We start from the raw sequence: 12,052 nt of genomic DNA, 5'->3' as shown, positions 1-12,052 counted from the left end.
TTTGCCCCCCAATCCGCCGCCGCCGCCGCCGCAACGGCCCAAATAGCAAAACGCCCCGGCTGCAGGCGCAGGCCGGGGCGTTTTGACTCAGCGGATGGCGATTACTTCAGGCCGGCCGCTGCGCGCAGGATCGCGGCCTTGTCGGTGCGTTCCCACGTGAATTCCGGCTCTTCGCGGCCGAAGTGGCCGTAAGCGGCGGTCTTGGCGTAGATCGGACGCAGCAGGTCCAGCATCTGCACGATGCCTTTCGGACGCAGGTCGAAGTGCTCCATCACCAGCGCGGCGATCTTGTCGTCCGGGATCACGCCCGTGCCTTCGGTGTAGACCGTGATGTTGATCGGACGGGCGACGCCGATGGCGTAGCTGACCTGCACCTGGCACTGGCGCGCCAGGCCGGCGGCCACCACGTTCTTGGCCACGTAGCGGGCGGCGTAGGCGGCCGAACGGTCCACTTTGGTAGGATCCTTGCCGGAGAACGCGCCGCCGCCGTGCGGGCTGGCGCCGCCGTAGGTGTCGACGATGATCTTGCGGCCGGTCAGGCCGCAATCGCCCTGTGGACCGCCGATAACGAAGCGGCCGGTCGGGTTGACCAGGTATTTGGTGTCGACCAGCCATTCGCGCGGCAGCACCTGCTTGATGATCTCTTCGATCACCGCTTCTTCGATCTGCTTGTGCTGCATTTCCGGCGCGTGCTGGGTCGACAGCACGACGGTGTCGACCGCGACCGGGCGGCCGTTGACGTAGCGCAGCGTGACTTGCGATTTGGCATCCGGACGCAGCCATGGCAGGCGGCCGTCCTTGCGCAGCTGCGACTGGCGCTCGACCAGGCGGTGCGCGTAGTGGATCGCCGCCGGCATCAATTCCGCGGTTTCGTCGCAAGCGTAGCCGAACATCAGGCCCTGGTCGCCCGCGCCTTGATCCAGGTCTATCCCCGCGCCTTCGTCCACGCCCTGGGCGATGTCCGGCGACTGCTTGTCGTAGGCCACCAGCACGGCGCAACCCTTGTAGTCGATGCCGTATTCGGTATTGTCGTAGCCGATGCGTTTGATGGTTTCGCGCGCAACTTGAATATAATCAACGTTGGCGAAGGTGGTGATCTCGCCGGCCAGCACGACCAGGCCGGTGTTGCACAGGGTTTCCGCGGCAACGCGGGCTTTCGGGTCCTGGGCCAGGATGGCGTCCAGAATCGCGTCGGAAATTTGGTCGGCGACCTTGTCCGGGTGGCCTTCAGAGACTGATTCGGAAGTGAAAAGATAATCGTTAGACATCGCAAGCTCCTGATACTGGTTGAGAATGTTTTGTCGCTCACCAATACGGCTTGCGACGCTTTAGCGATATTTATATTCCGCTTCGCAAGTTGTCTGTTAACTCAGCGGATACTCCATACGTGTTATTTTACGCTTCTTAAAAAATTTTGGCAGAGCAACAGAAGCCAAAATACCCTTCTATTAGACGAATTACACATGCTTGTACCAATTTTTCGATTTCTCTCAATCTTCCCGTTGCCATTTCTACACGCGATGGGCGCCGCGTTGGGCTGGCTGGTCTACCTGAGCTCGCCCTCCTACCGCCGCCGCATGCGCGACAACCTGGCGCAGGCCGGCTATGCCCAGCACCTGTCGGCCGCCATCGCCGAGGCGGGCAAGAGCATCGTCGAGCTGCCCTTCATCTGGTGCGCCAGGCCGGAGCGCGTGTCGCGCCACGCCACCGACGAGAACTGGGCCATCGTCCAGGCCGAGCTGGACGCCGGCCGCGGCATCGTGTTCCTGACGCCCCACCTGGGCTGCTTTGAAATCGTCGCGCAGGAAATCGCACTGCGCACCGAGCTGATGGTGATGTACCGTCCGCCTAAAAAAGCAGCATTGAAACCGCTGATCGAAGGCGCCCGCGCGCGCGACAACCTGCTGCTGGCGCCGGCCACCATGTCCGGCGTGCGCATGCTGGCCAAGTGCCTCAAGAAAGGCAAGCCGATCGGCCTGCTGCCGGACCAGGTGCCGCAGGAGGGCGAAGGCGTGTGGGCCACCTTCTTCGGCCGCGCCGCCTACACCATGACCCTGCCGGCCAAGCTGGCCCAGCTGGGCGACGCCACCATCATCGTCACCTACGCCGAGCGCCTGCCGGGCGGCAAAGGCTATGTGATCCGCTTCGTGCCCTTCGACGGCACGCTCGACGGCAGCGCCGCCGAACAGGCGCAGGCCATCAACCACGCGATGGAACGCCTGATCGCGCGCAGCCCGAGCCAGTATTTCTGGAGCTACAACCGCTACAAGGTGCCGGCCGGCATCGATGCGCCCGCCTCGGGAGAACCGGCATGAAGCTGCTGTTAGGAATCATGTGGCTGCTGCACTGGCTGCCGCTGCCGGTGCTGGGCCGTTTCGGCGACGCCATCGGCAGCCTGCTGTTCGTGGTGATGCGCGCGCGCCGCCACATCACGCTGACCAATCTGCGCCTGTGCATGCCGGAGCTGAGCGAGGCCGAGCGCACCGACATCGCCCGCCGCCACTTCCAGGCCTATTCGCGCAGCGTGTGGGAACGCGGCATCCTGTGGTGGGCGTCGGAGGCCAGGCTGAAACGCCTGATCCAGGTCGAGCCGGGTCCGGTGCCGGTGGAGGAGATGACGGCCAGGCCGACCATCCTGCTGTGCCCGCACTTCGTCTGCCTGGACGTGGCCGGCGCCTCGATCGCCATGGTGACCAGCGCCTCGTCCATGTATGTGCAGCAAAAAAACGCCGCCTTCGACCAGGTGCTGCGCGCCGGCCGTGCCCGCTTCAAGCCGGTCAAGCTGTTCACCCGCCAGGACGGCATCAAGCCCATCCTGCGCGCGCTGCGCGACAAGCTGCCCTACTTCATGCTGCCGGACATGGACTTCGGCGAAAAGGATGCCGAGTTCGTACCCTTCTTCGGCATCGAGGCGGCCACCCTGACCGCCACCGCCCGCATCGCCGCCACCACCGGCGCCCAGGTGCTGCCGGTGATCGCCACCTTCCTGCCCGATTACCGGGGCTGGCGTGTGAAATTCTATCCAGTGTGGGACAATTACCCTGGTCCCGACATGGTTGCCGCCACCCGCCGCATGAACGAGTTCATCGAGGAGCGCGTGCGCGAAGCCCCGGCTGAATATTTCTGGACGCACAAACGGTTCAAGACGCGCCCGAACGGCGAAGCTTCGCTGTACCAGCGTTCCGAGTAACAACACAGGCAGCAGATGAAACTCAAATTCACCAAAATGCATGGCGCCGGCAATGACTTCGTGGTCATCGACGGCATCAACCAGGAGATCAACTTTTCGGCCGCGCAATGGCAGCTGCTGGGCGACCGCCGCTTCGGCGTGGGCGCCGACCAGATCCTGCTGGTGGAAAAACCGACCGAGCCGGGCTGCGATTTCCGCTACCGCATCTTCAACGCCGACGGCGGCGAGGTCGAGCAATGCGGCAACGGCTCGCGCGCCTTCGTCAAGTTCGTCGCGGAAAAAGGTTTGACGTCGCAGCGCAGCATCACGGTGCAGACCAAGGCCGGCGTGATCGCGCCGCGGCTGGAAGCGGACGGCAGCATCACGGTCGACATGGGCGCGCCGGTGCTCGAGCCGCAGCGCGTGCCGTTCGACGCCGACGGCCTGCACGGCGAACGCCAGGGCGACGACACCTTGTGGCCGCTGGTGCTGGAGCTGGGCGGCGCGCGCGAAAGCGTGCTGATTTCGGTGGTGTCGATGGGCAACCCGCACGCGGTGCAGATCGTCGACGATGTCGACGCCGCGCCGGTCGAGCTGACCGGCCCGCTGATCGAGCACCATGCGCGCTTCCCCAACCGGGTCAACGCCGGCTTCATGCAAATTATTGACCGCAACCATGTCAAGCTGCGCGTGTTCGAGCGCGGCGTCGGCGAAACCCTGGCTTGCGGCACCGGCTCGTGCGCGGCCGTGGTGGCCGGCATCCGCCGCGGCTTGCTGGACAGCCCGGTGCAGGTCGACGCGCGCGGCGGCCAGCTGTCGATCAGCTGGGCTGGCGAGGGCCAGCCGGTGTGGCTGACCGGCCCGGCGGTGACGGTGTTCGAAGGCGAAATAGAGATTTAAAGCGCGAGATTTAAGGCGGCAACTCAGGCGGCCAGGCGGTCGTCGTCGGCCGGCTGCCAGGTCTTGAGCCGGTACAGGCGCTGGCGGTAGTTGCCCTCCAGCCCGTCCGGGCCGTTGTCGAGATGCTCGAACAGGCGGCCGATGCGGTCCAGCGCCTGACGCTCGCGCGCGGTGCGCAGCAACACCAGGCGCCGCTTGCTGCGGCCGTAACTGGCGCGGATATCCACCACCAGGCAATGGCCCTGGTCGGCCGCCTTCACATCCAGCAACAGCGCTTCCGCCCGGCTCAGGCCGAACAGCTCGGCCAGCTCCAGCCGCGCCGCCAGCAAGGGCTGGCTTTCCAGCGCTTCGCGCGTCTTGCCGCACAGAATGACATCGGCCCAGTCCGACGCCTTGGACGCCGCCGCCACGCGCGCCAGCGCCGTTTCCGCTTCCTCGCAGCCCTGGGCCGCCGCCTTCTGCAACCAGTAGGCGGCGCGCACGTCGCTGTGTTCGTCGGTGCGGCGGTTGCGCCATGCATACATGCCGCACTCCAGCTGCGCGGCGCAATGGCCCATGTCGGCCGCCCGCTCCAGGTAGGCCTGGGCTTCCGCCACGCAGCGCTGGGAGAATTCCGGCTTCAGATAAATCCGCGACAGCGCATACCAGGCCTCGGCCAGGCCCTGGTCGCCGGCCTGGGTCAGCCAGCGGATCGCCCGCTTGAAGTTGACGGCGGCAATGCCGTTGACCTGCCGCTTGCCCTCGCCGTCCATCCGGGCGAACCACAGGCCCAACGCCAGCTGGGCGTGGCGGTCGCCGCCGTGGGCGGCCAGTTCGCGGCAGTGATGCAGCGCGTCCCGGTGTTCGGTGTTGCTGTCGAACAGCTCGGCGCAGCGCGCCAGCAAGGTCAGTTGCGCCGGTTCCAGCGGCCAGTCGGCGGCACGGGCCGCTTCGGCGTCGGCCGGGGCGTCGGCAAGCAGCTTGCGCGCCAGCGGCAAGGCGCGTTGCAGGAATGCCGCACGGTCGCCGTGCCAGGCTTGTTCCAGCACGGCGTACTGGGCGGCGGCCAGGCCGCTGTCGGCCGCCCGCGCCAGCCACTGTTGGCGGACGCTGGCGCGATGCGGGGACGGCCGGCCCAGGCCGCGCCGGGACGGCAACGGCGCCAGCGGCGCCGACGACGGCGGCTGCGCGCCGGACTGGTGCGCCAGCAGCCATTGCGCTTCGGCCGAGCCGCTGCGCGCGGCGGTCTCCAGCGCCTGCAAGGCCTTGTCGCGTAAATGCGACGTTTCTTGCCCCGCGGCCTGGTTCAACACCAGTTGCGCCAGCACCAGGCCGGCTTGCTCGACACCGGCGTCGTAGGCGCGGTCATACCAGGACAGCACCGCCGGCAGGCAGTGCTGAGCATGCTCGAAGGGAACGTAGCTGCCGATCAACATCCAGGCTTCATCCTGTTCCTGCAATGCTGCGCGGTTGAGCCAGTGCAGCGCGGTAGGCAGACTGAGCGGCAAACTGGCGCCGCCGAACAGATAGAGCTTGCCCAGCGCCAGCTGGCAGACTGCGTCCCCCGCGCGGGCTCCCCGGATGATCCCTAACTCTTCTCGATTAGCCATCGTCTCACTATTAGTCCGATTCATCGATGCGGCGGTGCATCCCTGCCGTTTGCGCAGGCTGGAACGACCGTTGGTACTTATGAGTGTAGCGTGCGATCCGCGCCACACACTAAACAATATACAAAGCGCTTTGATTTCGCACAAACGCCTTACCCCGCTTCGCCCTGTACGCTAGAGCTGTTTTGATGCCTGAATGAAAGGAAATAATAGCCAAACAGGCCCTTATGGCCTGCCAATCAAGCGTTTCAAAAATACAACAAGAAGCCCGGTTTCTTGGGCTTTCGACCAAAACTAGCCGTCACAATCAACCATTCCAGCGTTTTTGACCCGGCGGGATATTAAGGTTCCTACCAACCGAGGGTCGAAGTACGCGACCCGCTAGCTTTGGATGTATGCACGTTCACTCATAAAGGAATAACTCAAATGAAAAAATCTTTAGTGGCTCTGGCTCTCATGGGCGTATTTGCTGGCGCATACGCGCAATCGTCCGTGACCATCTATGGCACTGTGGATGCAGGGATTTCCAAGCGTACCGGCACCACCACCCAGGTGGGCAAGCGTGACAACAACAAACTCGGTTTCAAAGGCATCGAAGATCTGGGCAGCGGCCTGAAAGCCATCTTCCAACTGGAAATCCGCTACGAGCCGGACACCGGCACGATCGAAAACACCTCCGGCGCCAACAGCCGTCCGCTGTTCCAGGGCCAGAGCCGCGTCGGCCTGCAGGGCGACTTCGGTACCGTGCGCCTGGGCCGTGGCCTGACCGCCTTCCAGGAAACCAGCACCGCCTTCGAACCATGGAGCGGCATGCCTGCCGTGGCCGGCTACCAGACCGACCTGCAAGTGGCCGGCTACACCAGCGATCCGATGAGCCCAGTCGGCAACTCGAACAACCGCTTCTCGAACGCGGTGTTCTATAGCACCCCGATGATCGCCGACATGTTCCAGCTGAACGTCACCGTCGCCGCCAAGGAAGCCAACAACAATCCGGCCATCATCGGCAAGGGCACCGCCGCCGCGCCGCAATTCCCGGCCAATACCGCGCCGCTGACCACGCCTTACTCGCTGAGCGCCACCGCCGCCAACGGCCCGTTCGCCGCCTACGCCGCCTACGAGAAAAACGCCATCGAAACCAAACTGTGGTCGGTGGGCGCATCGTTCAAGCCGATCAACGACCTGAAACTGATGGGCTCCTACCAGAAGCAGAATCAGGAAAACAGCACGCTGATCAATCCAAACACCAAGGCATGGCTGCTGGGCGCCAACTACACCGTCGGCGCCGGCCTGGTCCGCGTTGGCTATGGCCAGAAGACCCCGGACAACAGCCTGAACAACCCAGCCCTGGCCAAGACCAAGCAAGCGTCGATCGGCTACGACTACAACCTGTCGGCCCGTACCTATCTGTACGTTGACGCCTCGAACAAGAAGGCAGCTACCACGCTGAATTTCTACAGCCTCGGTATCCACCACAACTTCTAAGCCGCGCAGTCGGCAAGAGCTGCCGGCGCTTGGGTTGGGGAATGACGGGCATGGGCAACCATGTCCGTTTTTTTTCGTTTAGAATGACTGTGCCTTTCCAACCTCCCCAATAAAGTACCTCAATGACTGTCCCACTGGATCACACCCTCGTTGCGCAATACCTGACCGAACACCCGAATTTCTTCGAAGAGCATGCTGAATTGCTCGGTGAAATCAAACTGGCCAGCCCGCTGACGGGACGCGCCGTGTCGCTGCAAGAGCGCCAGATGGAAGTAATGCGCGACAAATACAAGGCGCTGGAATTGCGCATGAGCAATCTCATGCGCCTGGCGTCGGAAAACGAAGCGATCGCCAACAAATTCCACCACTGGACCAAGGTGCTGCTGGAAGCCGAAGATGTGGGTTCCATGCCACACGCCGTGGTCAGCGGCCTGAAGTCCAGTTTTGACGTGCCGCAGGCCACGCTGCGCATCTGGGACACCGCGCCGGACTACCTCGGCGAATGGTTCGTCAACGGCGTGACGGAAGATGCGCGCATCTTCGCCAACAGCCTGATGGCGCCCTACTGCGGCACCAACAAGGATTTCGAGGCGGTGCGCTGGTTGCCTGATGCGACCGGTATCACCTCCACCGTCATCATTCCGCTGCGCAAGGCGGGCAACAAGAGCGCCTTCGGCCTGCTGATCCTGGGCTCGGCCGATCCGGCGCGCTTCACGTCGATGATGGCCACCGATTTCCTGGTCCACATCGGCGAAACCACCAGCACCGCGCTGGGCTGGTTGCTGGCCTGAGCGCTGCCATGAGCGCCGAACCGGACAGCAAGCTGGCCTGGATCGACGCTTACCTGGCCCAGCTGCGCGACCAGCGCCGGCTGTCGCCGCACACCGTCAGCGCCTACGCGCGCGATCTGCAGGAATTATCCGGGTTGTCCGCCGGCCAGGACTGGCAGCAGCTCGACCACTTCACCATCCGCCGCCTGACCGCCAAGCTGCACGCGCGCGCGCTCGACCCGCGTTCGATCGCCCGCAAGCTGTCGAGCTGGCGCGGCTTTTTCGACTGGCTGGGCGGCCAGACCGCGCTGGCGGCCAACCCGGTGCAGGGCGTGCGCGCGCCCAAGCGCGCCAAAACGCTGCCGCGCGCGCTGTCGGTGGACGACGCGGTGCAACTGGTGGCGCCGTCGCGGCCGCACGCCGGCGCCGCCCCGGAAGCGGCCCAGCTGTGCAACCGCGCCATGTTCGAACTGTTGTATTCCAGCGGCTTGCGGGTGTCCGAGCTGGCCGGGCTGGACCTGGCCGCCGGCAAGGATGCGCTGGGCTGGGTGGCGTTGGACAACCGCGAAGTCATCGTCACCGGCAAGGGCAACAAGCAGCGCGTGGTGCCGGTGGGCCGCGCCGCGCTGGAAGCGCTGGCGGCCTGGATCGCCGTGCGGCCGGCGCCCTCGGACGGCGGCAACGCCCTGTTCCTCAGCACGCGCGGCACGCGGGTGTCGCCGCGGGTGATACAGCAGCGCCTGCAGGCCCATGGCGTGGCCCAGGGCGCGCCGGTGCACGTGCACCCGCACATGCTGCGCCACTCGTTCGCCTCGCACCTGCTGCAATCGTCGGGCGACCTGCGGGCGGTACAGGAAATGCTGGGCCACTCCAGCATCAGCTCGACCCAGGTCTACACCGCGCTGGACTTCCAGCACCTGGCCGAGGTCTACGACCAGGCCCATCCGCGCGCCAAGGTGAAATAGCCGCAGGCCGTACTGACGTTGCTCAATCGGACGAATTGCTAGGCCAGGCTAAATTCCGGCATAATCGGCCGGTTGCATTTCCGCATTTGATCCCCATCTAGGGTTTCCTCCTAGACCAGACTGGTAAGCACCATGGCACTGATACCGACCACCATCCTCACCGGCTTTCTTGGCGCCGGCAAGACCACCCTGCTGAACCGCATCTTGCAGGAACAGCACGGCATGCGCATCGCCGTCATTGAAAACGAGTTTGGGCAGGAAAACATCGACAACGAAATCCTGGTGCAGGACAGCGGCGAACAGATCGTCGAAATGAACAATGGCTGCATCTGCTGCACCGTGCGCGGCGACCTGATCGTGGCGCTGAGCGGCCTGGCGCAAAAGCGCGAGGCCGGCGAGCTGCATTTCGACCGCGTCGTCATCGAGACCACCGGCCTGGCCAATCCCGGCCCGGTGGCGCAGACCTTCTTCGTCGACGAGGAAGTGGGCACTCACTACATGCTGGACGCCGTGGTCACCGTGGTGGACGCGCGGCACGCGATGGACCAGCTGGACCAGCACGAGGAAGCCCAGCGCCAGGTCGGTTTCGCCGACAAGCTGCTGCTGTCCAAGACCGACCTGGTCAGCGCCGAGGACGTGGCCACCCTGACCGCCCGCCTCAAGCGCATCAACCCGCGCGCGCCGATCAGCACGGCCGATTTCGGCCGCGCCCCGCTGTCCGAGGTGCTGGACCTGAAGGGTTTCAACCTGAACGACAAGCTGGAGCTGGACCCGGACTTCCTGGAAACCGACCAGGCCCACGACGACGACCATGTGCATGACGAGCACTGCGGCCACAATCACGACCACCAGCACGAGCACGGCCACCACCACGAGGAACACGGCCACAACCACCACCAGGCCCACCACAGCGACGATATCGCGGCGTTTGTGTTCAAAAGTACACGCCCGTTCGACACCGCCAAGCTCGACGAGTTCCTCGGCGGCCTGGTAAATGTCTACGGTCCTCGCATGCTGCGCTACAAAGGCGTATTGTTCATGAAAGACGCCGAGCGCAAGGTCGTGTTCCAGGGCGTACACCAGATCATGGGCAGCGACCTGGGCGCCAAATGGGGAGAAAACGACGTTCGAGGCAGCAAAATGGTATTTATCGGTAAAAATCTGCCGAAAGATATCTTTATTAGCGGTTTAGAACAATGTCTGGTATAAACTATCCGGGTTTTGTGGGGATGGCTAAATAGCCACAAACTCCGGGCTGATTAATTGAAAACTCTGTCGTATCGAAGGTAAGCGAAGTTATGACCACCAAAACTAATAAATCGACCCCCGCCGCCGCCGACCGCGTCCTGACCGAAGAAGAAATTCTGAAGATGGATGAAAAGGATTATATGAATCCGGCGCAATTGGCCTTCTTCAAAGCCAAGCTGCAAGCGCTTGAAAAAGAATTGTTGAAGAATGCCGGCGAAACCACCGAACACCTGCGCGAAACCGTGCTCGTGCCGGACCCGGCCGACCGCGCCACCATCGAAGAAGAACATGCGCTGGAACTGCGCACCCGCGACCGCGAGCGCAAGCTGCTGAAAAAGGTCCAGCAATCGATCGTGACCATCGACGGCGGCGATTACGGCTGGTGCGAAGAAACCGGCGAACCGATCGGCATTCCACGCCTGATCGCCCGTCCGACCGCCACGCTGTCGCTGGAAGCCCAGCAGCGCCGCGAACTGAAGCAGAAACTGTACGGCGATTAATTCGCTGGGACATTAAAAAAAGCACGCAGCCGCGTGCTTTTTTTTACGGCAAACACGAGGATCAGCGTGGGACTGTTCTCCATCTTCAAGAAGGCCGACGCCGCACCCGCCCCGCAGTCGAACAACGACGATGACGAGGCGGCGCGGCTGGCCGCCAACAGCGAAACCGAACGCCAGCAACAGCAGGCGCGCCAGCGCGAGATCGCCCGCGCCACCGCGATGAAGATCGACGCCATCGAATCGGCGATGACCTTCGACATCTTCAACCAGCCGGAACCGGCCTGGGGCAGCCAGCGCGCCGCCCGCCCGGCCAGGCCCAAGGCCGCCGCCCACGCCGACGGCGGCCCCGACACGCAAGCCTTGGCCGACATCCCCACCACCCTGCTGCTGCGCGACGACGACCTGCCGCAACTGGCCGTGGCCGCCGAGACCGCCCCGGTGGTGGAAGAGATCGCCATCCTGTACGCCAACGGCCAGGGCGCCGTGGCCGAACAGCTGCTCAGCGCCAGCCTGGCCGAGGCCGCCGGCGACCGCACCGTCTGGTGGATGCTGTTCGACCTGTACCAGGTCGGCGGCCAGCGCGACCGCTTCGACAACCTGTCGATCGACTACGCCAGCACCTTCGAGACCTCGCCGCCGCCATGGAACGCGCCGGCCGCGCTGGCCGCCTCCTCGCCCGAGTTTGCCGGCCTGACGCCGACCGAAGCCTTCGCCGGCGAGCTGGCCCCGCACATCGCCGACCAGCTGCAACGGCTGCAACAGTCGGCCGCCGCCAGCCCGGTGCTGCGGCTGGAGTTCAGCCGCGTGACGGCGGTCGAGGCGGCCGGCTGCGCGCTGCTGCTGGACACCTTGCGCAAGCTGCAAGCCCAGCAGCGCGAGCTGATCCTGGTGGGCGCCGACGGCCTGGCCGCGCTGATACGCTCCGGCATCGCCATCGGCCGCCGCGACGACACCGAGGCGCCGTGGCTGCTGCTGCTGGAACTGCTGCAACTGCTGAACCGCGAAAAGGAGTTCGAGGAAATCGGCATGGACTACTGCGTCACCTTCGAAGTGTCGCCGCCGTCGTTCACGGCGCCGCACAAGGTGGCCACCGCCACCGACCAGCACGTGTCCGCCTCGCCGGACCGCTTCATGCTGCCGCCGCTGCTCGACGGCCAGCTCGGCCCTTTACTCGGCCAGATCCAGCACTATGCTGATCAGTACCAGACCCTGGTGTTCGACTGCTCGCGCCTGACGCGCATCGACTACGCCTGCGCCAACCAGCTGCACGCCAGCCTGGCCCAGCTGGGCAAGAAGATCGAGTTCCGCGACGTCAACCACCTGGTGACGGCGCTGCTGCGCCTGCTGGGCTATGCCGACATCGCCAGGATCTACCCGCACAAATACTGAAACTTGTAATTTCCAGGTCCAGCCCCATTTTTCAGTCTTGCAG

11 protein-coding genes are annotated in these 12,052 nt (G+C 64.4%); 9 read left to right on the top strand and 2 right to left on the bottom strand.

Going from position 1 to position 12,052, the window contains the following annotated elements; translation table 11 throughout:
• Positions 1–101: 101 nt before the first annotated feature.
• Complete coding sequence (gene metK / locus AC07OK_RS10840) at positions 102–1,268, bottom strand: methionine adenosyltransferase (protein ID WP_494690318.1); 1,167 nt, start codon at positions 1,266–1,268, stop codon at positions 102–104.
• A gap of 195 nt (positions 1,269–1,463) precedes the next feature.
• Between metK and AC07OK_RS10835 the strand changes: the two genes are divergently transcribed.
• From AC07OK_RS10835 to dapF, 3 genes are read left to right on the top strand one after another with little or no spacing between them, the layout of a single operon-like run.
• On the top strand, positions 1,464–2,315 hold the full coding sequence (locus AC07OK_RS10835) for a lysophospholipid acyltransferase family protein (protein WP_494690317.1): 852 nt from the start codon (positions 1,464–1,466) through the stop codon (positions 2,313–2,315).
• The gene (locus tag AC07OK_RS10830) at positions 2,312–3,190 is read left to right on the top strand and encodes an LpxL/LpxP family acyltransferase (protein WP_494690316.1); all 879 of its coding nucleotides are present in this window, start codon (positions 2,312–2,314) and stop codon (positions 3,188–3,190) included. The genes AC07OK_RS10835 and AC07OK_RS10830 overlap by 4 nt, the downstream gene beginning before the upstream one ends.
• A 15-nt stretch (positions 3,191–3,205) precedes the next feature.
• Positions 3,206–4,069 carry a diaminopimelate epimerase gene (gene dapF / locus AC07OK_RS10825; protein ID WP_494690315.1) on the top strand — a complete coding sequence of 288 codons (864 nt, stop codon included), beginning with the start codon at positions 3,206–3,208 and terminating at the stop codon, positions 4,067–4,069.
• A gap of 23 nt (positions 4,070–4,092) precedes the next feature.
• Here dapF and AC07OK_RS10820 read toward each other — a convergent pair whose 3' ends face one another.
• Complete coding sequence (locus AC07OK_RS10820) at positions 4,093–5,658, bottom strand: tetratricopeptide repeat protein (protein ID WP_494690314.1); 1,566 nt, start codon at positions 5,656–5,658, stop codon at positions 4,093–4,095.
• A gap of 423 nt (positions 5,659–6,081) precedes the next feature.
• On the opposite strand from AC07OK_RS10820, the gene AC07OK_RS10815 reads away from it, so the two are divergent.
• The 6 genes from AC07OK_RS10815 (at position 6,082) to AC07OK_RS10790 (ending at position 12,009) form a co-directional block, all read left to right on the top strand.
• A complete protein-coding gene (locus tag AC07OK_RS10815) occupies positions 6,082–7,137 on the top strand; it encodes a porin (RefSeq protein WP_494690313.1) in 1,056 nt (351 codons plus the stop codon).
• Positions 7,138–7,259: 122 nt separating this feature from the next.
• Positions 7,260–7,928, top strand: coding sequence for a DUF484 family protein (locus AC07OK_RS10810; protein ID WP_494690312.1), 669 nt, complete (start codon positions 7,260–7,262; stop codon positions 7,926–7,928).
• 8 nt (positions 7,929–7,936) lie between these two features.
• Positions 7,937–8,872, top strand: coding sequence for a tyrosine recombinase XerC (gene xerC, locus AC07OK_RS10805; protein ID WP_494690311.1), 936 nt, complete (start codon positions 7,937–7,939; stop codon positions 8,870–8,872).
• A gap of 132 nt (positions 8,873–9,004) precedes the next feature.
• Positions 9,005–10,081, top strand: coding sequence for a CobW family GTP-binding protein (locus AC07OK_RS10800; RefSeq protein WP_494690310.1), 1,077 nt, complete (start codon positions 9,005–9,007; stop codon positions 10,079–10,081).
• A gap of 89 nt (positions 10,082–10,170) precedes the next feature.
• Positions 10,171–10,620, top strand: a complete 450-nt coding sequence (gene dksA, locus AC07OK_RS10795) for an RNA polymerase-binding protein DksA (protein WP_492922508.1) — start codon at positions 10,171–10,173, stop codon at positions 10,618–10,620.
• Positions 10,621–10,686: 66 nt separating this feature from the next.
• A complete protein-coding gene (locus AC07OK_RS10790; protein WP_494690309.1) occupies positions 10,687–12,009 on the top strand; it encodes an STAS domain-containing protein in 1,323 nt (440 codons plus the stop codon).
• The last annotated feature ends 43 nt before the right edge of the window (positions 12,010–12,052 follow it).

The sequence above is a fragment of the Duganella sp. GW821-FHT07G03 genome, from assembly GCF_059418605.1.
This window is presented reverse-complemented; position numbering and strand designations above follow the sequence as displayed.

Bases quoted from the DNA above. Each gene is read 5' to 3' on its own strand.
- metK (WP_494690318.1), bottom strand. From the start codon at position 1,268: ATGTCTAACGATTATCTTTTCACTTCCGAATCAGTCTCTGAAGGCCAC.
- AC07OK_RS10800 (WP_494690310.1), top strand. From the start codon at position 9,005: ATGGCACTGATACCGACCACCATCCTCACCGGCTTTCTTGGCGCCGGC.
- AC07OK_RS10830 (WP_494690316.1), top strand. From the start codon at position 2,312: ATGAAGCTGCTGTTAGGAATCATGTGGCTGCTGCACTGGCTGCCGCTG.
- AC07OK_RS10820 (WP_494690314.1), bottom strand. From the start codon at position 5,658: ATGGCTAATCGAGAAGAGTTAGGGATCATCCGGGGAGCCCGCGCGGGG.
- AC07OK_RS10815 (WP_494690313.1), top strand. From the start codon at position 6,082: ATGAAAAAATCTTTAGTGGCTCTGGCTCTCATGGGCGTATTTGCTGGC.
- dksA (WP_492922508.1), top strand. From the start codon at position 10,171: ATGACCACCAAAACTAATAAATCGACCCCCGCCGCCGCCGACCGCGTC.
- xerC (WP_494690311.1), top strand. From the start codon at position 7,937: ATGAGCGCCGAACCGGACAGCAAGCTGGCCTGGATCGACGCTTACCTG.
- AC07OK_RS10810 (WP_494690312.1), top strand. From the start codon at position 7,260: ATGACTGTCCCACTGGATCACACCCTCGTTGCGCAATACCTGACCGAA.
- dapF (WP_494690315.1), top strand. From the start codon at position 3,206: ATGAAACTCAAATTCACCAAAATGCATGGCGCCGGCAATGACTTCGTG.
- AC07OK_RS10835 (WP_494690317.1), top strand. From the start codon at position 1,464: ATGCTTGTACCAATTTTTCGATTTCTCTCAATCTTCCCGTTGCCATTT.